This is a genomic window from Chitinophaga sp. (assembly GCF_035761305.1).
Classification (GTDB): domain Bacteria; phylum Bacteroidota; class Bacteroidia; order Chitinophagales; family Chitinophagaceae; genus Chitinophaga.
In genome coordinates this window covers 23,203-43,906 of record NZ_DASTRI010000170.1, presented here as the reverse complement: position 1 = coordinate 43,906, position 20,704 = coordinate 23,203, and the positions used below count along the sequence as shown (strand labels likewise).

At 49.5% G+C, this 20,704-nt stretch carries 20 protein-coding genes; 9 read left to right on the top strand and 11 right to left on the bottom strand.

What is annotated here, in order from left to right:
- The gene (locus VFS25_RS14620) at positions 1–1,107 is read right to left on the bottom strand and encodes a tetratricopeptide repeat protein (RefSeq protein ID WP_326462901.1); all 1,107 of its coding nucleotides are present in this window, start codon (positions 1,105–1,107) and stop codon (positions 1–3) included.
- 92 nt (positions 1,108–1,199) lie between these two features.
- Positions 1,200–1,589 (bottom strand): hypothetical protein, encoded by a 390-nt coding sequence (locus VFS25_RS14615; protein ID WP_326462900.1) that lies wholly within the window; start codon positions 1,587–1,589, stop codon positions 1,200–1,202.
- Between the two features lie 172 nt (positions 1,590–1,761).
- On the opposite strand from VFS25_RS14615, the gene VFS25_RS14610 reads away from it, so the two are divergent.
- The 3 genes from VFS25_RS14610 (at position 1,762) to VFS25_RS14600 (ending at position 4,738) form a co-directional block, all read left to right on the top strand.
- Positions 1,762–2,271, top strand: a complete 510-nt coding sequence (locus VFS25_RS14610; RefSeq protein ID WP_326462899.1) for a DinB family protein — start codon at positions 1,762–1,764, stop codon at positions 2,269–2,271.
- A gap of 717 nt (positions 2,272–2,988) precedes the next feature.
- Positions 2,989–4,239: a hypothetical protein gene (locus VFS25_RS14605; protein WP_326462898.1), complete on the top strand. Its 1,251-nt coding sequence runs from the start codon at positions 2,989–2,991 to the stop codon at positions 4,237–4,239.
- Positions 4,240–4,285: 46 nt separating this feature from the next.
- Positions 4,286–4,738, top strand: coding sequence for a VOC family protein (locus VFS25_RS14600; RefSeq protein ID WP_326462897.1), 453 nt, complete (start codon positions 4,286–4,288; stop codon positions 4,736–4,738).
- A gap of 230 nt (positions 4,739–4,968) precedes the next feature.
- Here VFS25_RS14600 and bla read toward each other — a convergent pair whose 3' ends face one another.
- The 3 genes from bla to VFS25_RS14585 are packed head-to-tail and all read right to left on the bottom strand — an operon-like array spanning position 4,969 to position 6,912.
- Positions 4,969–5,898: a class A beta-lactamase, subclass A2 gene (gene bla / locus VFS25_RS14595; protein ID WP_326462896.1), complete on the bottom strand. Its 930-nt coding sequence runs from the start codon at positions 5,896–5,898 to the stop codon at positions 4,969–4,971.
- 19 nt (positions 5,899–5,917) lie between these two features.
- Positions 5,918–6,397, bottom strand: coding sequence for a hypothetical protein (locus VFS25_RS14590; protein ID WP_326462895.1), 480 nt, complete (start codon positions 6,395–6,397; stop codon positions 5,918–5,920).
- Between the two features lie 47 nt (positions 6,398–6,444).
- Positions 6,445–6,912, bottom strand: coding sequence for a hypothetical protein (locus tag VFS25_RS14585; RefSeq protein WP_326462894.1), 468 nt, complete (start codon positions 6,910–6,912; stop codon positions 6,445–6,447).
- A gap of 344 nt (positions 6,913–7,256) precedes the next feature.
- On the opposite strand from VFS25_RS14585, the gene VFS25_RS14580 reads away from it, so the two are divergent.
- From VFS25_RS14580 to VFS25_RS14570, 3 genes are read left to right on the top strand one after another with little or no spacing between them, the layout of a single operon-like run.
- Positions 7,257–8,048, top strand: coding sequence for an ABC transporter permease (locus VFS25_RS14580; RefSeq protein WP_326462893.1), 792 nt, complete (start codon positions 7,257–7,259; stop codon positions 8,046–8,048).
- A gap of 4 nt (positions 8,049–8,052) precedes the next feature.
- Positions 8,053–8,826 carry an ABC transporter ATP-binding protein gene (locus VFS25_RS14575; RefSeq protein ID WP_326462892.1) on the top strand — a complete coding sequence of 258 codons (774 nt, stop codon included), beginning with the start codon at positions 8,053–8,055 and terminating at the stop codon, positions 8,824–8,826.
- A 54-nt stretch (positions 8,827–8,880) separates the two neighbouring features.
- Entirely contained in the window at positions 8,881–9,930 is a 1,050-nt protein-coding gene (locus VFS25_RS14570; RefSeq protein WP_326462891.1) for an MlaD family protein, read from the top strand.
- 24 nt (positions 9,931–9,954) lie between these two features.
- Here the strand turns inward: VFS25_RS14570 and VFS25_RS14565 are convergent, their stop codons facing one another.
- Together VFS25_RS14565 and VFS25_RS14560 are read right to left on the bottom strand one after the other, a co-directional pair.
- Positions 9,955–10,467 carry a flavin reductase family protein gene (locus VFS25_RS14565; protein WP_326462890.1) on the bottom strand — a complete coding sequence of 171 codons (513 nt, stop codon included), beginning with the start codon at positions 10,465–10,467 and terminating at the stop codon, positions 9,955–9,957.
- Between the two features lie 79 nt (positions 10,468–10,546).
- The gene (locus VFS25_RS14560) at positions 10,547–11,623 is read right to left on the bottom strand and encodes a DUF2652 domain-containing protein (protein ID WP_326462889.1); all 1,077 of its coding nucleotides are present in this window, start codon (positions 11,621–11,623) and stop codon (positions 10,547–10,549) included.
- A gap of 472 nt (positions 11,624–12,095) precedes the next feature.
- Here VFS25_RS14560 and VFS25_RS14555 point away from each other — a divergent pair, with 472 nt between their 5' ends.
- The 3 genes from VFS25_RS14555 to VFS25_RS14545 all read left to right on the top strand — a co-directional run bounded on the left by VFS25_RS14555 (position 12,096) and on the right by VFS25_RS14545 (position 14,688).
- Positions 12,096–13,043 carry an AraC family transcriptional regulator gene (locus tag VFS25_RS14555; RefSeq protein ID WP_326462888.1) on the top strand — a complete coding sequence of 316 codons (948 nt, stop codon included), beginning with the start codon at positions 12,096–12,098 and terminating at the stop codon, positions 13,041–13,043.
- Between the two features lie 102 nt (positions 13,044–13,145).
- Positions 13,146–13,886, top strand: coding sequence for an SDR family oxidoreductase (locus VFS25_RS14550; protein WP_326462887.1), 741 nt, complete (start codon positions 13,146–13,148; stop codon positions 13,884–13,886).
- A gap of 49 nt (positions 13,887–13,935) precedes the next feature.
- Positions 13,936–14,688, top strand: a complete 753-nt coding sequence (locus VFS25_RS14545) for an SDR family oxidoreductase (RefSeq protein ID WP_326462886.1) — start codon at positions 13,936–13,938, stop codon at positions 14,686–14,688.
- Here VFS25_RS14545 and VFS25_RS14540 read toward each other — a convergent pair whose 3' ends face one another.
- From VFS25_RS14540 to VFS25_RS14525, 4 genes are all read right to left on the bottom strand, one after another.
- Positions 14,689–15,339 (bottom strand): START domain-containing protein, encoded by a 651-nt coding sequence (locus tag VFS25_RS14540; protein WP_326462885.1) that lies wholly within the window; start codon positions 15,337–15,339, stop codon positions 14,689–14,691.
- Between the two features lie 109 nt (positions 15,340–15,448).
- Positions 15,449–16,870 (bottom strand): GDSL-type esterase/lipase family protein, encoded by a 1,422-nt coding sequence (locus VFS25_RS14535; RefSeq protein ID WP_326462884.1) that lies wholly within the window; start codon positions 16,868–16,870, stop codon positions 15,449–15,451.
- A gap of 32 nt (positions 16,871–16,902) precedes the next feature.
- The gene (locus tag VFS25_RS14530; protein ID WP_326462883.1) at positions 16,903–19,377 is read right to left on the bottom strand and encodes a glycoside hydrolase family 95 protein; all 2,475 of its coding nucleotides are present in this window, start codon (positions 19,375–19,377) and stop codon (positions 16,903–16,905) included.
- Positions 19,378–19,386: 9 nt separating this feature from the next.
- Complete coding sequence (locus VFS25_RS14525; RefSeq protein WP_326462882.1) at positions 19,387–20,679, bottom strand: glycoside hydrolase family 71/99-like protein; 1,293 nt, start codon at positions 20,677–20,679, stop codon at positions 19,387–19,389.
- Between the last annotated feature and the right edge of the window lie 25 nt (positions 20,680–20,704).

The window sequence follows — 20,704 nt, the reverse complement described above, 5'->3', positions numbered from 1 at the left end:
TTAATATTTACTCCTGTAGCATTTATTTTCCTGTGTTACCTGTAAACCGTGGGTGGTGAACCAGCTTACAAAATTTTTCCATTGCTGTGGGTTGCTCATGCGCCAGTCTTCAAACTCCTGCTGGTTGCCGTTACCGAGCACCCAGTAGTTATAGGCTTCAAAGTGGCCGGCAGCGCGTACCTGCTGCTGGTAATCGAACAGCACTACCGGTTCTTTCTGCTGGTGGCCCAGCTGTGTGTATGCATCCAGGAACTTTGTGCGTATGTTATGCAGGCTGGCCAGGTTCACTATCTTCTCTCCCGCCACTGCCACCGCTAACGTTGGCTCATATACGCCGGTGCCGTAAGGCAGCTTCAGGGCGTTTTCAAGCTGCGCCGCCAGGGAGGCCGGGCCTTTCTTGGGATCGTAGAAAATGTTAACAGCCGTCTGCTTGCTGAAGCTAACGGTTACGCTGGTATCATCCTTAAACTTAATTTCCGATTTATAGGTGTAATACAGCAGCTTGCTGATCTCCTCCGTGCGTTTGGTGTTGCGTTCCAGGTTGATGAATATCTCCCCATATATCATGGCCCAAACCTCCTCATCCGAGTCAAAGAACAGGCGGGCGGCCCAGTAATAGTTGGATGGAAATTGCGGGTCGGCCTGTATGCCGGCTTCAAAAAAGGCCAGGGCTTTGTTATACTGCTTGAGCCCCAGCTCCATTACTCCCCTTTCGAGATAAAGGGTGCCGGCATTGGGGAACAGCTTCAGGCCTTTTTCGTAGGTGGCAATGGCCTTGCTGCTTTTGCCGGTGAGGTCGTAGCTGTTGCCCAGCATCTGGTACACCCGGTCTGTTGCATCTTTCCGTTTAACCAGCCTTTTAAGTATGGCAATAGCGCTTTCATAATCCTTTTGCTGGTAGTGGGCGTAGGCCATTTCATAGGCAATATCCGGGTCGTCCGGTGCCAGTTTTTGCGCAGTGTCAAGCACCAGCAGGGCTGCTGCAGGACGGCCTTCATCCATCAGGGCGATAGCGGCTTCGCGCTTTTTATTGGCCAGTGCCGTATCTGTTTGGGCGCGGGCGGCAAAGCCGTAAGCAATACAGAAAAAACAAACGAGTATACGCATAGGTACAGGTATTATATTCCGGTTGCAGGTGTGGCGGTTGCGGTAATGTGTGACACGGCTGCAGGTAGCGGTGTTTGTGTAAATGTAATATTTTATGGGTTTTTGATAAGGTTTTGCAGCGCCCGGGGATGCTCCCTCCGCATAACCAGCTGCGCCGCATTGCTGCGTACAAAACTTTCCAGCACCTCAGTAGGCCCGGTTGCGTGGCGCAGCTGCTGCTTATGCTTTATGTTGCCTGCAATGGCTCCCACCGTGCGGATAATGCCAAAGGGAATGCCCCACCAGCCCAGGAGCAGTGTTCGTATCTGCGCGCGCTGTATGGCCTTATCCAGGCAGCCGGGGCAGCCGATGACCACCTGCCTGCGCAGGTGCGTAAGGAAAATAAAGCTCATTACTTCAGCTACCAGCGTGGCGTTTAACGGGCTGTTTACGCTGCCGCAGTGCGGGCAGGGAAGACTGCGTACATCTATTCCTGTACTCATAGGAGATGGTGGTTGTAGGTGTATAGTGATTGTCCCATGCAAATATACAATAAATGAAATATGATACGCCTGGGGTAAATGTCTGATTTGCCCCCTTTATTGTCGCATTACTACCTCATGTACTTTTATCCGGCATTGTAAGTTTGCAATATCATCCTAAAACAATAGCATTATGATCAACAACCAGGCAATTTACCAGGAGTATATGAACACTTACAGGGAGCTGCTGCAGCTGCTGTCTGCCTTTTCACAGGAACAGCTGAACACCCCGCCCGCCGCCGGCAGCTGGACCGCCGCACAGGTAGGCCGGCATTTGCAGAAAGGCGCTATCGCCGATGCGATTGAAGCGCCGGGCGCCCCTACCCTGCGTGCGCCGGATGAAAAGGAAGCCGCTATTAAAAGCGTGTTCCTCGACTTCAGCACCAAATTACAGTCGCCCGATTTTGTTATACCTGAACCGGGCGAATATAACAAACAGCAGCTGCTGCAGGAGATGGAAGCCATGGTGCACCGCACGGGAAAGGCCATCCAGGCACAGGACCTTTCTATGACCTATACCGGGTTTGATTTTCCGCAAATGGGGCAGCTGACAAAGCTGGAATGGGTATGCTTTGCAGTGTCGCATGCGAAGCGGCACATCCGGCAGGTGAAAAGGATTTATGAGGTGGTGGTGAGGAATTAATAATTAAGAATGAAGAATTAATAATTATGGGGAGATGTGTTTTTGAAATTGGTTTATCTCTATTTGCAACAAGGGCAAAACGATAAAAAAGAAATTGCTTTGTCGTTTGCCAAATGGGCGAACAAATTTTACTTTAGGACGAAGATGAAACCCACAGAATTTTTGACTGTTGGCATTTTGACACCATCAACCCATTTGACAAGCGATTTAACAGCAACTTTATTGAAACACTTAAACTTCCGGAGCTTGTTAAGAAGATGTATGTTACTGGTAATTAGGCATTTTAAGCCAAATCAGAACGAGCGTAAATTTTACTCTTATCATACGAACGAGCGTAAAATTTCCGTATTTTCACCCTTATAATAAAAACAAACATAGAACTTACCTCAAACTCCCAGGTTTACTTGATACACCTGCAATTTACCTGAGTGAATATATCATCAAAAACAAAGCAGCTTATTACAAGTGTTTGTGTGGCGTAACCGAAAGCAATGATTGGGAAACCGGTAAAAGTTGGAAAGGAAAAATTGTATCTTAACCAACGATTACTGAGAATATTAGAAGAAGAATAACAGCAGATAACAAGGCTTTCGTAATGGCGGATAAAGTGGTTCGACAATAAACGTTTATCATGCTAGTCTGTTCAGACCGAATCCTAAATGCCACCACATTGCCCATGCTTTAACGTTAGTAGCCATTTTAATCAACCGTACAACAATGACCGTTCAAGCACAGGAAATTCTGACATATAGAAATGAAACCTTTTCGCTGAATGAAGCGCCTTTAAATCCATTCCTGGAAAAGAATAAAGACATCAGGTTTGAGATGTTTACAACTGCTCATTGGAGAGGCTATCAAGGTCATTGGCTTTTGAAAGGCGACCATTTGTATATAACAAATCTTGAAAGTTCAAACTATACTTTTAAAGACCTTTTTAACAGCACAGCACCTGTTTTAGCAGATTGGTATTCAGGAATTCTTAAATTTGGCTTTGGCGATTACCATTACGACCATTGGTGTGGATATTATGATAGCTATGTTTGGCTAAAATTTGAAAACGGGAAAGTTGTTGACAAGAAGATTACAAAGAATTTCAATAGTGAATATCCAATTTCCTTCGGGAAGTACAAAGGAAAGAAATTGGACGATATTCTTCGCGGCAAAATTAAAAGAAACACTTACACAACTATAAGAGATCTTTTCGACTGTGTATTATCATTTATTTCACAAAAAGATTATGCTTATAAAGTTCAAACCGGGCATTTTGAAATTACTCCGGAAGATATAGAATTAGTAAAAGAAACAAGAGAATACGGAATAGCGTATTTTCTCACTCAAAATTTTATTGCCACAAGTACAAAAGTATTTTGGGAGAACTCAAATGATGACGATCGGGCGGAAAAATTATCCGTATTATTAGAAAAAGTTTTCCAATCTGATTTTACAATTCCCTTCACTCTAACAAAACAAACATTTAGCAAAGAAACGGAAATTGCGGAAAATTCGCTCTTACTAAATCCAGATGTCAATTATTTGAATTGGGCCTTAAAGAACGTTGGTTTTTTCACAATAAACCCGTTATTCCTAAACGAAACTTTTAAATTAAAACGCTTAAAGTCATTCAAGACAAACAGGCTTAACAAAACAATTTTTGAATACGAACCTATTATAGAGAACGTTGATTATAAATTTCCGCACGAAACACTAAGATTAAACCAACAAAAATTTGAAAAAGCAAATAGTGTTTTGGTTGACTTTGAAAACAAGCTGCTAATACCCGATTTGACAAGTGAAGAAATGATGTTGCAATATGGGTATTATTTAGATGAAACATACGAACCGCCAATTGCTTATAACAATAATTATGGCAATAGGGATTATTACTATCATTCACGCGATTGGCTAATTGATGCAGCAGGAACAGATGACCCGGAAACTATGAATGATGCTTATTGGAACCTTGACTAAAATCGCCAGCACAGCAGGTATTGACTAACAATATAACAGAAACGATATGACAAAAAACAACTTACCGGAATTGAACAACGTTGGTATCGTTGTAGAAAACCTTGATAACGCAATATCATTTTTCACAGAAATAGGGCTAAAACTTGAAGGACGATCAATGGTTGAAGGCGAATGGTCCGGGCGGGTAACAGGACTTAAAAATCAATCCGTAGAAATTGCGATGATGGTTACACCCGACGGGCATAGCCGGCTTGAACTTTCAAGATTTATAACACCGGCAACTGTTTCAGATCATAGAACAGCGCCCGTTAATTCTTTAGGATACTTAAGAGTTATGTTCAAAGTTGACAATATTGATGAGCTGGTATCCAGGCTTACCAAACAAGGCGCTGAACTTGTTGACGAAATTGTTAACTATCAAGGCATATACCGGCTATGTTACATTCGTGGGGTTGAAGGACTACTAATCGGACTTGCAGAACAGATAAATAACAAATAAGCAGTAAAGCACAGCGCAGTGGCATAAAGATGAAAACGTTAGCTAACAACTGTTTGCAAAAGTTGGGCCGACGTAATAAATTTAAACATTGAAGAAAGTGGTACATTCCACTCCTGATAACCAAATTAAGACGGCAAATAAGCGTAGTTGGCCGCAAAAAGTATTCGGTTCAAAATAAACTCACCAATAAAGTATCGCTGCAAATGGGACTGTACGCTACCGGAAGCTGTTTAAAACCGCGTTGCAGGATAAACCTGGCCGGTAGCGCTTTGATTTTGCCGGGTGTAATAATCCCATACGGCCCTGCCTATATCGGCGATAATGCGGTAATTGACCGCTTCATTTTCCAGGGAGTTGGATATGAATACGGCAACGGCTATATGCTTTCCGCTAGGCAGGGTAATAATGCCTATATCGTTGAATGCCGCGGTAAGGTGCTGTGCGTTGGTACCGGAGGTGCCGGCTTTATGGGCTACCTCCGCCCCTTGCGGCAGCCGGCTTCCCAGGCGGTTGGTTTTACCGGACACCCGCATATATCGTAACAGCAGCTCCTTGCTGCCGGCGGACAAAACGGGCTGCATATAGCACTTTTGCAGCAGCTGCGTGGCGGCTGTGGGGGTTGTCCAGTTACGGTACTGTACATCCCAGGCAGCATGCATCTGCGCTTCATTGGCCGCAATGTTCACCTCCTTTATGCCCAGTGCATGAATGTACCTGTTCACCGCTCCAGGGCCGCCTACCATATTGAACAGCAGGTCGCAGCCGTTATTATCGCTTTCCGATACCGTGTACCTTAATATCTCTTTCAAGGACAGATCAAATTCCGGGGCCGTATGCGCTTCGCGCAGGGGGCTCCAGGTATCTTTCTGCAGGTTTTGCTGCTTAATATGCACCGGTTTATCCAGCTGCAGCGTTCCTTCATCCACCTTATGCAGCACCAGCAGGGCCAGGTGAAACTTGAACACGCTTTGCATGGGATAATGGGCAGCGGCATTAATAGAAAGGGTGTCATTATCCTCCACTGCCCTAACGGAAACACCTATATGCGATTTTTTACCGGCAATAATGGCTTGCAGCTGCTGCCGGAGGGTTGGTTGCTGGGCATGAGCGGCGGTAGTGAGTGTAAGGAGGAGCAGGAGTGGCAGAAGGCGGAGCGGCATGGTGGTGGAGGATGGTGGTTTATAAGCCTATAGCAGTTTTATGGACAAATTTCTTTTCCTTATCTCTTAAAGTCTGATCGGTTTTAATTTTATGCTCCTTTTGCTTTTCAATAAGCTTAAACCAGTAATCGGCCGGGATAATATTATTGGAGTGCAACTCAAGCCTGATGGATATGTAATCTGGAGGCGTTCTGTGCATATTGATCAATTGGCTGAGCATGGTTTCATCAATACTAATATCTTCTGCAAAGGCCTTTCTTTTCAGCTCCAGTATTTCAATGTATTGTTTCAGAAAGTAGCCGAAGTGTTTTTCAATGTCATATTTTTTACTTTCAATATAATCCTGAACCTGGAATTTCAGCTGTAAAAGCTGCAGGGCCAACTTATTTTTATCGTTCATTTTCTCCTGCGCTTTTTTCCGGGCAGCAGCTAGCTGGCTGGCTGCTTCCTTTTTTTGCGCAGGCGTAAGCGTTACCGGATATACCAACGCTTCAGCCAATTCTCCGGAAGTATGTTTTTTAGTATTTGCTTTCATTAATGTATGCTTCATTCAATATATTCTCTCATTAGCAGAAATAATGCATGCCCTTCAAGGAATAGCTGCCGGCCGGCATTCAGCATATGATATTTTTGCATATAGTGCTTAATCAACTGGGTTTTAGGCACCAGTGATATACAGGCATCCATTCCATAATTGGTAATTGCAATACGGCATGCATAAGCAATTAAGCAGCCGGCAACCCTGTCATACACCTTATTGCTGCCAATATTTTCAATTGAGGTAGCAAGCAGCTTAATTTCTACTCTTTTTTCAGCGGGTATATCTACAATTCCCATTACCCCTAAAATATCGTTCTCTTTCTCGATCCGTAATTTATATACCGTTGTTGTTTTTTTAAATGATTTCCAGTTAAAGGAATAGCGCTTTTCACTAAGCACCTTAAAATCTTCATCCTCTGCTATATTAACAATAACCGGTCTTTGCCTTCTGGTGGCCATCTCGATTATTCTCATAGCCAAAGATACAAATCTTTACAATATTTGTAAACTCCCCCCGCAATTATTTGTCTATCATTTTGTTACAATCCCCCGCAACCGGGGCATTTTTATGACCTTATTAAATCATCATTATTGCTCCTCCCCCAACCGCCTTACCGGGATTATACTCCACAGATTGTACAATGCATACCTCCCATAGGCTTGCATGAATGGTTGATTACCAATAAATTTACCTGATCAGCGTGGTTTTGAACCTACTACCCTTCTGGAATGTTGTTTGTTTTAATTATCGTAATATGCATGTGACCAGCGGAAGGGCAAGTGAGAAAGGTCAAATTATTAATAGATAAACACCAGCTATGGGATCTACCGAAAGATCAGAACGTCCGGTTATTACCAAAGGCATCGACAATTTTTTCCTGGATTTTTATAATGTGCTCAAGTTCGTCCTCCGCTTTTTCCGGGAGGTGTTCCGCCCACCATTTGAAGCCAGGGAATTTGTGCGCCAATGCTATTATATAGGGAATAAATCACTGTTGCTGATCACGCTTACGGGATTTATTACCGGGCTGGTATTTACAAAACAATCGCGCCCGTCGCTGGCAGAGTTCGGCGCTACGTCGTGGTTGCCGTCGCTTATTTCCATTGCGGTGATACGTGCGCTGGCCCCCCTGGTAACGGCCCTCATATGTGCAGGTAAGGTAGGTTCCAGCATCGGGGCCGAGCTGGCTTCCATGAAGGTAACCGAGCAGATTGATGCAATGGAGGTGTCGGCCATCAACCCTTTCAAATACCTGGTGGTAACACGCATCATGGCGTCTACCGTATGTGTGCCGCTGCTGATGTGCTATAACGGTATTATAGCCATGATCGGCTCTTATATAGATATTCACCTGAATGAGCAAACCAGCATCACCACCTTTTTCCAGAATGCTTTCCAGAACATTTCGTTCCTGGATTACTGGTCGTCGCTGATAAAAGCGCTGGTGTACGGGTTTACCATCAGCGTGGTGGCGTGCTACCAGGGGTATCATGCCACCCAGGGAACACAGGGTGTGGGCAAGGCCGCCAATGTAAGCGTGGTAATATCCATGTTCCTGATATTTATTGAGGAGATCATTATTGTTCAAGTAATTAACATGCTGCGCTAAATATATGAAGTCATTTACTCCGGATATTCACTGGAATGAAACGGTGATCGCTATACGGGACCTGTATAAATCCTTTGGCGACAACCACGTGCTGCGGGGCGTAAACCTGGACCTGCACCGGGGCGAGAACATTGTAGTGCTGGGCCGCTCAGGCACAGGAAAATCGGTGCTGATAAAGATCATTTCCGGTTTGCTTTACCCCGACTCCGGTACCGTGAATGTGCTAGGCCAGGAGGTGGAGAAGCTGGACCCCGTAGCGCTGCGCGACCTGCGCCTGAAAGTGGGCTTTTGCTTCCAGAACGGGGCTTTGTATGATAGCATGACGGTGGGCGAAAACCTTTCGTTCCCCCTGCGCCGTAACATGCCGCATATGCCTAAAAAAGAACGCGACCGGCGGGTGGCGGTGGTGCTCGAAGCCGTGGGCCTTTCCCACACCATTAACCAGATGCCGGCGGAGCTGTCGGGCGGGCAGCGCAAGCGTATCGGCGTGGGGCGCACCCTGATACTGCGGCCCGAAATCATGCTGTACGACGAGCCCACAGCTGGCCTGGACCCTATTACGTGCACCGACATCAATAACCTCATTAACGAAGTGCAGCAGCGCTTTCATACCAGCGCTATCATTATTACCCACGACCTGGCGTGCGCCAAAGCCACCGGCGACAAGATTGCCGTAATGAAGGAAGGCCGGTTCATTAAACAGGGCAACTTTGATGAAGTTTTCAGCGATAACGATGAATTGATACGGGAGTTCTATGATTATAATTTTATACAATAAAGCTTATGAAACGCCGGCTCCTGCCGGGCTGTTAAAAAGATAAAAAAATAACAGATGAAAGAAACTAGCAGATCAAGAGCCGTTAAGGTAGGTATATTCAGCTTCCTGGGGCTGGTGATTTTTGCCGTGGCTGTGCTTGCGCTGGGCGGACAACGGAAAACATTCATGTCGTCGGTACAGGTGAAAGCCATTTTCAAGGATGTAGGCGGCCTCTCCAAAGGCAACAATGTTTGGTATGCGGGCGTAAAGGTAGGCATGATCAAAAGCATCACCTTCATCCGGCATAACCAGATAGAGGTGCTGATGAATATCGACAAAAGCTCCCGCGAGTTCATTCATAAAGATGTAAAAGCCCGCGTAAGCACAGACGGGCTGGTGGGCAACAAAATTATTGCGCTGAGCGGCGGCACCGGCCGCACCCCGGTTATTGAAGACGGCGACATGATACAGGTGGAAACCAGCATCAGCACGGACGAAATACTGGACACCCTGCAGGTGAACAACAAGAACCTGGTACAAATAACAGGCACCCTGGCAAAGCTGGCGCAACAGATCTCTGAAGGCCATGGCACCATAGGCAAGCTGGTGACCGACAGCACCATATATGTGAACCTGACCAATACCATGTCGAGGCTGGGCAGCAGCGCAGCCAATGCACAGCGCCTCACCAATAATCTGGCCGCCTATACGGCCAAGCTGCAGAACGAAGGCACCCTGGCTAACGAGCTGGTAACGGACACGGTTATATTCCAGCGCCTGCGCAATACCGCCACCGGGTTAGATACCATAGCCCGCCGGGCCAATGACGTAGTGGCCAACCTGCAGCAGGCCAGCAACGACATCAGCGACAAGCTAAACAGCAGCGGCTCGCCGGCAGGCGTATTGCTGAACGACACCAGCGCCGCCCGCGACCTGCAGCTCACCCTCCGCAACCTGGCCGCCAGCACCGGCAAGCTCGATACCAATATGGTAGCCGTGCGCCATAACTTTTTGCTGCGCGGGTTCTTCCGCAGGCAGGAGAAACAGCAGAAAAAAGAGCAGAAAGAGCGCGAGAAACAGCTGGAAAAGGCCCGGAAAGATAGCTTGAAGGCGCTGCAACAGTAGTAATTAATAATGAAGAATGAATAATTAATAGTGAAGGGCAATACTATCATCAATGTATACACGCTGTATGCGCAGCTCAATGCTTACGATCTTTCCTTTCTGTAAAGGTTCATCTTCCCCCACCCCATGTACCGCTGCTACGGCAGCTTCCATATGCACAGGGCATTCCTGTACCCGCGGCGGCGCCACGGTTGCAGCAGGCAGGGGCGTTAACCCCGCGGTTTCAGACTTGGCAGGTTCATAGCGGTAGCCTTTTTGCCGCTTGCCTTCCGGCACAGGATTGCTGCCCGTGGTGCGGGCCAGCCGGTTTACAGCAGCGGCCTGCTGTACAGAAGGCAGGTTAAGCACACACTGCCCGGTACGGATCATGTTTTGCGTGGTTTTGGAGGATGCAGCCAGACCCAGTATACAACGCCATCCCAGCCAAAAGGCAGATGACATGGGCGCCAGGTTGGCGCTGCCGTTTTCATTGAGGGTGCTGATCAAAACTACCGGCGTGCCGAAATACAGGATAGCCGGTTCGCTGCTGATGTGCATAGCGGAACAATTTGTTGATGCTGCAAAACTACCAGCACACCGGCAGGGAGAAAACCCGTTTCTTGCGGAGATATGCTTATCAGAACGGCGGCACTTCTATTTCCTGCAACAGCTGCTCCAGCTGCTGCAGGGATGCCTGCAGATCGCGCGCTACCCGGGCCTTCGCGGTAAGCCCGAACAGGAGTTTGCTGAACAGGCTTTTATGGATGTAATAAGACAGCGTAAAGTGAGTGGTATCAGCAGCTGTAGCCTTCATAACAAAATGCAGGGAGCTTTTCTGCTTTTCCTCCATTTCAACCAGCATAATGCTGTTTTCGGGATTGTAGGTGAAGCTGCTTACATACACTACCTGCGGGCCGGTGGTAAGCTCGTAGCGGTAGCGGTTGCCGATACCGGGAAGGCGGTGATCCAGGTCGTGCGCAGACAGCACATTCTTTTGCCAGCGGTGGCGGAACTCAGGATGGCAGGCAGTATAGAACAGCTGCTTGATATTAACAGGATAGGTTCTGCTCACAGACAGCACCTTTACCTGCTGCTCCAGTTCAGGACAGGCGGGATATTCCGGCGGCAGCTCCTCCTTCAGGCGGCTAAGCTGCGTGTAGTGAAAAGGAATGCTGCCATGCTCCGTTTGCTTGGCGCTGTGGTTCCACTGCATCCAGGCGGCAAAGCCCGCCGGGGGCGCCTGCGGCAGCATGCTGTCTGTAACCAGCCAGTATTCATGCTGCTCAATATCGTTTTTCAGCAGCTGGTGGGCTACAATAATATCCTTGCCTATCAGCTTGCTGAAGTTCTTTACATTATAGCTGGTAAACTCCCCGTAATGGGTAATTACTTTAAGGGACAGGTTAATGGCTGATATGCAGGCTTTGCACTGGCACAGGCGGCGGTATTCATAGGCAACCAGGTGGCGGTGAAAGGCGCAGAACATTTTCTCCACCTGTTTGTACAGGGCTTCCAGCTGCATGGGCGCACCGAACTTATAGAACAGGATGGCATCTCCTTCTATCTCTGAAATTTCGAGTCCTGTTTCATTGGCATTAATCAATATCTCCAGCAGGTCCTGGATAATATAGCGGCTATGTTCAATTTCCGTTTCCGTAACAAACCGGGTAAAGCCGCTGATATCCGGAATAAATAGCAGCCCTTTATTTTCCATTTTTCTTTTAAAGTTAGTATAAATAGAATGCCCGGAAAAGCGGTTTGAAAATACATGTGACCTGATAAAAAAGTAGTGTCTTGAAATGCTGCAACTATTGTTTCACATTTGCAAGGCTGTCAAGTGAAGACTGGATATCTATCAACCGGGCATAAACGGCTCCAAGTTGCAACTGTTCCGCCTTTGCTTTGTCGTTAAGGCCTTTGTACATATAGCCGGCTACCCTTTCGCTTATATTATTCGCGCTATCCTTAAGTAATTTTTGTTCACTTAAAAGTTTTGTCTGCACGTTAATGCTACTGCATCCGCAAGCGAATATTACGAGAAGGCATAAGGTGGTTGAAAATTTCATTTGATGGTTTTTGAAAGTGGGGAAAATCAGCATTTATATTTAATCAAATATAATGCATAAATGCCATCAATTTTTAAACGGAGAACTTTTTTTGTATTTTGGTGCAACAGCATTCATTCCATGCCACACACCAAAAAATCCGGACCTATCATCATTTACAACACCCTGTACGACCAGTACGTTGCGCAGGGATTACCGCTTGATAACCTGAACGAGCATACGCAATTTACCATCCATAGCCTCCGGAACATCCTTGGCCAACGGCTGCCTTTCCGGTCGGAAGTATATAAGCCCAACTTCTTTTCCTTTGTATTTGTAAAAGATGCCCAGGGCCGCTATACTACCGACGAGCTGGAATTTAATACAGTGCCCAACATGATCTACTTCACCAATCCCGGTCACTATAAATCGCACTATTGGGAGCGGCTTGAGGAAGTGTACCTGGTAACGCTGAGCGAAAGCTTCCTCAAAGAGAATGTGCACCCGCGCATTTTTGAGGAGTTCCCCTTTCTGCTGTCGGAAACCGTGCAGCCGCGGGTATTGCGGCCGGAGGTGTATGCGGAGTTTGAGCAGCTGTATTTACAGATAGAGCAGGCTTTCCTGTCCGGCTCTCCCTACAAAAACAGGATCATCGGCAGCCTGTTTGTGGTGATACTGCTGAAAGTAAAGGAATATTTCTGGGAAGATTATAACCCCATTTATGAAGGCAACCGCAGCTCGCAAATTGTAAAAACCTTTAAACGGATGCTGGAACAGCATTACCGCGACCTGCGCAGCGGAAGGGCGGAAAACGTGTTCCGCGTACAGGACTATGCGGCAGCCCAGCACCTGCACCCGAATTACCTGGGCAATGTTATTAAAACCAAAACCGGCAAATCCATCAGTACCTGGATCACGGAGAAAACCATTGCAGAAGCCAAATCACTGCTGCAGCATTCCGACACCCCTATTAAAGAAATAGCCTACCAGCTTGGCTTTGCCGAAAGCACGCATTTCAGTAATTACTTCAAGAAATACACCGCCCTTTCCCCGGTGCTGTACCGGAAGAATGTAAAAGCAGCACCTTAGATATTTGTATCTAATCGTGTAATATTTGCATCTTTCCGGCGTGCGCTTATATGACCTTTGTATTGTGAACAACACAATTGTAAACAATAAAAACAAAGTAATATGAGCACGCTAACCAACAAAATTGCATTAGTAACCGGCGCTTCAAGAGGCATTGGCGCTACCGTTGCCCGCCACCTGGCTGCCGCAGGCGCTAAAGTAGTCATTAACTATGCCGGCGGTAAAGACGCCGCCGACCAGGTGGTGAACAGCATTAAAGCCGCCGGCGGCGACGCCATTGCCGTGCAGGCGGATGTAAGCAACACTGCTGAAGTAAAAAACCTGTTTGATACCGCCATTGCCCATTACGGCCGGCTTGACATACTGGTGAACAACGCGGGCATTATGATCACCAAACTGGTAAAAGACACTACGGATGAAGATTTCAGCCGGCAGTTCGACATTAATGTAAAAGGCGTATTCAACACCCTGCGCGAAGCCGCCACCCGCCTGGCCGACAACGGCAGCATTATTAACTTCTCCTCTACCACCACCCGGGTAATGATGCCTACCTACGCTACCTATGTAGGCACCAAAGCCGCCGTAGAGCAGTTTACCCGCATATTTGCCAAGGAAGTGGGCAGCCGCGGTATTAATGTGAACACCATATCTCCCGGCCCTACCAACACCGAACTTTTTACCAAAGGAAAACCACAGGAATTAATTGACCGGCTGGCCGGCCTGGCTGCCTTTAACCGCATTGGCGAACCGGAAGACATTGCCAAAGTAGTCACCTTCCTGGCCAGCGACGACGCCAAATGGATCAATGCGCAGAACATAGGCGCCAATGGAGGAATGGCGTGAACTAATTAAGAATTAATAATGAAGCATTAATAATTAAAACCGGACTATTATGAACAGCTTAAAAAATAAAGTGGCCTTGATTACAGGATCTGTAAGAGGACTGGGAAAAGCCATCGCAGAAAGATATGCAGCCCTGGGCGCTGACATTGTTATCAATTACTCAAAAGACAAAGCATCTGCCGACGAAGTGCTCAGCAACATTACCGCTATGGGCGTTAAAGTAATAGCCATACAGGCCGATGTAAGCAAGGTGGCCGACCTGGAACGCCTGTTTGCCGAAGCTAAAAAAGCTTTCGGGAAGATAGATATTGTAGTAGCCAATGCCGGTATTGAAATGGTGGAAGTGCCGGTAACGGAATTTACCGAAGAACAGTTCGACAAAGTATTTTCCATCAACACCAAAGGCGCCTACTTTACGCTGCAGCAGGCCGCCCGCAACGTGGAAGACAATGGCCGCATTATTTACATTGCTTCCAGCACCACGGCTTTCCCCGTGCCCGGCATGGCCGTATACGGCGGCAGTAAAACCACCCCCCGTTACCTGGTGGATATTCTTTCCAAAGAGATCGGGCACCGCGGCGTAACAGTAAACTCCATCATTCCCTTTGCAGTAGACCATTCCGGCATTTTCACGGAGCCCGGCAGCTACCCTGCCCTGCGCAAACAGCTGCTGGACAGCTGCCCTATGGGACGGCTGGCGGAAGTGGAAGACGTGGCCAATGTTGCAGAGTTCTTTGCCAGTGACCTGTCGTCTTTTGTAAACGGGCAGCATTTGCTGGTGAATGGCGGCGCTACGAATTAATTACGGCTCCGTAATAAACGGCAGGCGGGCATGCTGGTAGCGGGGCTTCTTTAGCTGCTCCTTGAGCTTTTTAAAGGTTTCGGCAGGCCCCCTGGTGGCAAACAGGTTCACCAGCCAGGGTGGTAAGGAGCCACCGGGGTCTGTTTCCAGCGTATAATCTATGAGCACCGTACCTGGCCTGGCGCCGGGAGTGAGGATCCACTTACCATAGGAGCGGTGCACACGCACAATGTTCTTTTTTTCCGGTACATAGTTGGCCACTGTAGGGCCGTTAATCGTAACTACTTTGGTTTGCGGGTCCTGGGTGGCAATAAGGTGGGCTACAAAATCGCGGTTACTAACGGGCCAGGGCAGGCTTACTTCTGAATAATAATACAGCTCTGACGGACTTACCTGCTTTAGCAGGGTGCTGGATTTGGTGCTGTATACCCACTCCACGCCGGTGTTCACATCCAGTATAACGGTTACCAGCTGGGCCAGGGTAGCCGGCACCGCACAACGTACCCTGATGGCTTTAAAGGGAGAGTTTTCTACATTTTTGGTATAGATTTCAATATCGCTCTCACGGGCTTTCAGGGTCCAGCTGGACTGCCCTTTTACCAGGAGGGATGATAACATTGCCACGCACAGTATCAAGGTTCTTTTGTTCATATGCATAAAGCCAGGTTGATGTAACTATTGCCTTTCGGGGAGTGAAGGTACGGAGTTTTCAGGTCGAAAAAAATTGGGCCAGCCAGGAATAGCCGGCCCTTTTTTCACGCTATTGAACAATGAAAAGCGCATGGGTCGTTGCGCTCAGAGTAAACTCAACGATGGGTGAAGGGTTGGGCAAACTATGCGGATGATGCTTAAAACCAGGTTTATGCATTACCGTGATCTGCCCGTGCAACGCCTTTACCTTCCGCTCAAACAGCAGGGTATTCTCTGCCGGCGGCACTGCTTCATCTGCATCTGCACACAATATGAGTATCGGGTACTTACCCTTCACAATGTCCTTTACCTTATTTACCGGGCTGCCTTTGAACTGCTGCAGCTGCGCAGCGGTAGTAATATGATAATCTGCTTTCATTTGCGGCAGCACGTTGGGATCGGGCTTGTTCTTCCCCAGGCCGCCGGGCCAGCTTTTGAGGTCCAGCACGGGATTATCCACGTACACGCAGGCTACCTTGTCCGGGTTTTCCGCTGCCCAGTTAAACACGTACACGCCTCCCCTGCTCATGCCTTCCATAGCGGCTTTATGCGCCAGGCCGGCCTTGTTTACGAGATGGTAAAAACGGTTCCAGGTTTGTATGGCTTCGCGGTTGCCCAGCAGCTCCGCCACATCGCAGTACACCACGTGAAAGCCACGTTCCAGCAGCGCAATGTCTGTTTGCGGCTCATGGCCCCAGAAGCGGGCGCGCCATATCCAGGGATGGCCTTTGGCGGCATAGCGGGGCTTTACCACCTTGCAGGCATGATCATCCAGCTTAAAATCCGCACAGGCGTAACCGTTAAATGCGCTGATGGTTTTGGGTACGGTAAGCCGGTTGAAAATATCAAAGGCACGATCCTGCCGCACCTGCAGCTGATCGTATAATCTTTTGGCCATAATGCCCAGGCCTTCTGCATTGAGATGTATCTTATCGGGGAACAGCTCCGGCCTGTTCACCAGCAGCGGGTGCATGTCCAGCATTTCCAGCCCTTCCTGCAGGGCTACGTTTTGCATGTGCGGTATCACCTGCTTTACAATTACCGCATCCCAGATACCGGTGGTATCTGTTACAAAAGACACTACAGGGCCCAGCATAATAATGCGCGGGTGCGAGGGCAGCTGCGCAAAGGAGCGTACCAGCGCATGATAATCCGCTTCGTATTCATTCATATGCACACGGTTTACCAGCTTGGCGTCGTTTCCGCCCAGGTCAATGAACACAATATCCGGGTTGCTTTGCAATGCCTGCTTGTACTCCCTGGCGCCGGTGTAGGGATGATTGCCCTTGCTTAACAGGGTGGCGCCGCTTACACCGTAGTTGGTAACAACATATTTGCTGCCCAGCAGTGTTTGCAGCTGCGCCGGAAAAGAATTGCGCTCCCGGTCAGGCACAGTGGCGCCGTAAGTAATGCTGGCGCCGATGCAGGCCACCTTTATTTGGGCAGTGGCGGCTGTGGAAAAGATGCATAAAAGGATGATCAGTGGCTTCATTATCAATAGCGTTGAGGGGCTGCGCCCGCCTTTTACATTTTAAACGTATACGTTTTCCCCGGTTGCGTTTCAAAATCATATAACAGCGTTGGCTTCAGCACCGGCGCCGGCAGCGTTGCCTGTGCCGCCACAAGCGGGCGTGGTGTGGTTTCCGGCTGGTAAAACCCATTGCTGTTATTGCCGGTGGCCGGCTTCAGCATACCATTTGCCTGCAATGCATTGGGCACGCGCAAACGGCAGTTGCCGCCCAACGTGGAGCGTATGGTCACGCTGGTAAGCTGCCCGTTCTTCCACTGCAGGTCTGTTATTTCAAAACCGCCTCTTGCACGGAGGCCGCCTACACGGCCGTTCTTCCAGTCGTCAGGCAGGGCGGGCAGCAGATCTATGGCGCCATCGTGGCTTTGCAGCAGCATTTCAGTAATGCCCGCGGTGCAGCCGAAGTTGCCGTCTATCTGGAAAGGCGGATGCGCGTCGAACAGGTTGGGATAAGTGCCGCCGCCGCTGTTCTCCCTCCCCTGGTTTCTGCCTGCAGGGGTAAGCTGGTTCTTTATCAGCTTCCATGCATGGTTGCCGTCCAGCAGGCGCGCCCACAGGTTCACCTTCCAGCCCATAGACCAGCCGGTGGAAATATCGCCGCGCTGTATCAACGATGTGCGGGCGGCGTCAAACAGCTCCGGCGTGCGGTAAGGCGATACCTGGTTGGCCGGGTACAGGCCAAACAGGTGCGATACATGGCGGTGCTTATCATCGGGATTGTCAAGGTCCTGCAGCCACTCCTGCAGCTGCCCGTACTGCCCTACCTGCATTGGCGGCAGCTTGCCGCGGGCAGCTTTGAGGCGGGCCACCAGCGCGGCATCTGTATGCAACGCGGCGGCGGCGTTGATAGTGTTCGTAAACAGGTCAAACACCAGCTGGTTATCCATGGTAGCGCCCGCGCAGATGGAAATGCCAGGATGCGCTTTGGGCGCGTTTTCCGGCGACATGGAAGGCGTTACCACCAGCCATTGATGCGTGGGCTCAGGCACCAGGAAATCGAGATAAAACTGCGCAGCGCCTCTCAGTGCGGGGTACACGCTTTGCAGGTATTTTTTATCGCCGTTGTACAGGTACTTCTCCCACAGGTGGCGGCTTAGCCAGGCGCCGCCCATGGGCCACATAGCGGAATAAATGCCGTCTACGGGGCCGGTTATACGCCACAGGTCAGTATTATGATGCGCTACCCAGCCGCCGGCGCCGTACATTACGCGGGCGGTTTCCTGCCCGGTTACCGACAGCTCCTTTACCATTTGCACCAGGGGCATATGCATTTCCGGTAGGTTGGTTTCCTCTGCCGGCCAGTAGTTCATTTCCGTATTAATGTTAATGGTGTACTTGCTGCCCCAGGGCGGGTCCATCCTGTTATTCCAGAGGCCCTGCAGGGTGGCGGGCTGGCCGCCGGGCTGCGATGCGCTTATTAACAGGTACCGCCCGAACTGGAAGTACAGGGTTACCAGCTGCGGATCATTGGCCTGTGCAAAATCGCGCAGGCGTACATCCGTAGGGTTCTTTACGGAGTCGGTAGCGCCCAGGTCAAGATGCACGCGATTAAAATATTTTTGATAGGCTGCTACATGCGCGGCACGCAGCGCGCCATAGCGCTTCTGCAATGCTTTGGCCAGGTAATCGCCGGCGCGTTTGGCTTCATTGGCGCTGATGTTGTGGTAGTTCACATAGTTGGTGGCTATGGAAATAAAAAGGGTAACGGCATTGGCGCCGGTAACACGCAGTGTATTATTATCCGCTGCGATAGTGCCGCCTTCATTTTTCAGCTTTACCAGGGAGCGGAATTTTACCTTGCCGGGCACTCCTTCCTTATCGCTGGTTATGCCCGACAGCTGCAGCTCATTGCTGCCTGTTACGGTCACCCCCGATTTATGCTCACTATGCAGCGCAGCCTGGAACGTAATGCTGCCGGGCTTATCGGCCTGCAGGCGCATCACGATCACCTGGTCCGGCACAGTGGCAAATACTTCCCGGGTATAGGTAACGCCGTTTACTTTATAGGTGGTTTTGGCAACAGCGGTTTCCAGGTTCAGCTCGCGGTAATAATCCGTGTACCGGTCATGCCCCGGAAAGGTGAGCTGCAGGTCCCCCACTGTCTGGTACTTCATGCCGTTGTTCTTTTTGGACTGTATGTTTTCGGCTGCCATTTTACTGGCTTCCTTAAACTGCCCGTTGAAAATAAGACGGCGTATTTCCGGCAGGGCGGCAAGCGCAGCGGGGTTGTCGTTGCGGTTAGGGCTGCCGCTCCACACAGTGGACTCATTCAGCTGCAGGGTTTCCACAGCGGGATTGCCGTACACCATGGCAGCCAGCCGCCCATTGCCTACGGGCAGCGCGGCCTCCCACACCTTGCCTGCGGGTGCATTGTACCACAGCCTGAGCGTATTGTTTTGCGCAAAAGCCTGCACAGCCGGCAGGCAGGCTATTACGCAAACGGTTATACTTTTTTTGAGTTTCAAGATCATATACGTGGTTTACTTTTTTAAAGACGATGGAATAGCGGGGCTGTTAACCGCTTTCCCACGTAAAATTTCCGCGGTGGCGCCTGCCAGCTGCAGGTACCAGTCGGCCGGCAGCTGCTCCCCGTCCTGGTTAAGCGACACAAACCTGCCGTCCACCGGCTTTTGCGCGGCTGCCGGTGCTATCTTGAACATGGCGGTGCCTTCATCCACCTCATCGTACATGGCGATATACACCATGCGCACACCGGCTTTGAGCACGTTATACGACTGATGCCAGAAAAAGCGGCCGCCGTTGCGCGGTATCTGGTTAAAAGGCGAGCGGCCGTTACGCAGGTTGTACCAGGAAAACCCGGGAAATATCACCGGCATGTAGTCTATCTTTTGCCGGTCGCAGTAAGCTTTGTCGGGAACCACGGCGGTATCGCAGAATTTGTTGGCCCCCTGCTCGTCCCGGTAGCGGCCTACGGCCCAGGGGCTGATAACATCCAGGCGTTTAAACACGCTTTTCCAGGGTTCGGGCTGGCCCATCCAGGTATTGTTTACGCCGCCCATAATGGTGGCCCGGTATTTTGCGGGCGCTGTTGCATGAAACCATTGCAGCAGGGTATCGGTAGCCGCAGCTGTTGCAAAGGCGGTATGGTCAAAGCCCAGGCCCCAGATGGCTAACAGCGGCCTGCCCTTGTGGTGCAGGTACGATTTGCCGGTGGTAACATGCAGCGAGTCTACCAGGTATTGCCAGTCTTTCATGATCATCTCCTTCCAGCGCGGGCCTGCCCCGGAAATATCGTACATGATACAGTACACGCGCCCGTACTTTTCACTGGCCTGCTGAATGTTGCGCACTACCTGGTTAAAATGCCGGCGGCCGCGCGCGCCGCTTATTTCGCCTACAAAGCGCTGTGCAAATACGCCATCGAGGTTGTGCTGCTGCATCCATTTAAAGTGCAGGTCAACCACCGGGTATTTGTAGGCAGAATACAGCTTTGCGGGCTGCCCGTTTGCATAGTGCATGGTGGTGGCTTCCTGTACGTCGGCAGGGTATTCCCGCATATCGGGCCAGCAATCGAAGGTAGCGTGCGCTGAGTCGGGCTGGTTGTTGCGGAACCAGTGTTTCCAGGCGCCGTTGCCCGAGCCGTCGTTTGGCGTGCCAAACCAGCCCTGGTAACCAAACATCACTTTTTTATCCAGGGTAGTGGCATCTACTGCGCCGGCTGTTACCAGCGGGTACGGGCGTGCCTGCGGGCTGCCGCTAAAAGCTGTATATACCGTAGCAGCCACTATTGCTGTTAATACAAATACTTTCATGTGCTTCCATATTTTTAACCGGGCA

Coding starts and splice junctions, on each gene's coding strand:
- VFS25_RS14620 (WP_326462901.1), bottom strand. CDS start 1,107: ATGCGTATACTCGTTTGTTTTTTCTGTATTGCTTACGGCTTTGCCGCC.
- VFS25_RS14615 (WP_326462900.1), bottom strand. CDS start 1,589: ATGAGTACAGGAATAGATGTACGCAGTCTTCCCTGCCCGCACTGCGGC.
- VFS25_RS14610 (WP_326462899.1), top strand. CDS start 1,762: ATGATCAACAACCAGGCAATTTACCAGGAGTATATGAACACTTACAGG.
- VFS25_RS14605 (WP_326462898.1), top strand. CDS start 2,989: ATGACCGTTCAAGCACAGGAAATTCTGACATATAGAAATGAAACCTTT.
- VFS25_RS14600 (WP_326462897.1), top strand. CDS start 4,286: ATGACAAAAAACAACTTACCGGAATTGAACAACGTTGGTATCGTTGTA.
- bla (WP_326462896.1), bottom strand. CDS start 5,898: ATGCCGCTCCGCCTTCTGCCACTCCTGCTCCTCCTTACACTCACTACC.
- VFS25_RS14585 (WP_326462894.1), bottom strand. CDS start 6,912: ATGAGAATAATCGAGATGGCCACCAGAAGGCAAAGACCGGTTATTGTT.
- VFS25_RS14580 (WP_326462893.1), top strand. CDS start 7,257: ATGGGATCTACCGAAAGATCAGAACGTCCGGTTATTACCAAAGGCATC.
- VFS25_RS14575 (WP_326462892.1), top strand. CDS start 8,053: ATGAAGTCATTTACTCCGGATATTCACTGGAATGAAACGGTGATCGCT.
- VFS25_RS14570 (WP_326462891.1), top strand. CDS start 8,881: ATGAAAGAAACTAGCAGATCAAGAGCCGTTAAGGTAGGTATATTCAGC.
- VFS25_RS14565 (WP_326462890.1), bottom strand. CDS start 10,467: ATGCACATCAGCAGCGAACCGGCTATCCTGTATTTCGGCACGCCGGTA.
- VFS25_RS14560 (WP_326462889.1), bottom strand. CDS start 11,623: ATGGAAAATAAAGGGCTGCTATTTATTCCGGATATCAGCGGCTTTACC.
- VFS25_RS14555 (WP_326462888.1), top strand. CDS start 12,096: ATGCCACACACCAAAAAATCCGGACCTATCATCATTTACAACACCCTG.
- VFS25_RS14550 (WP_326462887.1), top strand. CDS start 13,146: ATGAGCACGCTAACCAACAAAATTGCATTAGTAACCGGCGCTTCAAGA.
- VFS25_RS14545 (WP_326462886.1), top strand. CDS start 13,936: ATGAACAGCTTAAAAAATAAAGTGGCCTTGATTACAGGATCTGTAAGA.
- VFS25_RS14540 (WP_326462885.1), bottom strand. CDS start 15,339: ATGAACAAAAGAACCTTGATACTGTGCGTGGCAATGTTATCATCCCTC.
- VFS25_RS14535 (WP_326462884.1), bottom strand. CDS start 16,870: ATGAAGCCACTGATCATCCTTTTATGCATCTTTTCCACAGCCGCCACT.
- VFS25_RS14530 (WP_326462883.1), bottom strand. CDS start 19,377: ATGATCTTGAAACTCAAAAAAAGTATAACCGTTTGCGTAATAGCCTGC.
- VFS25_RS14525 (WP_326462882.1), bottom strand. CDS start 20,679: ATGAAAGTATTTGTATTAACAGCAATAGTGGCTGCTACGGTATATACA.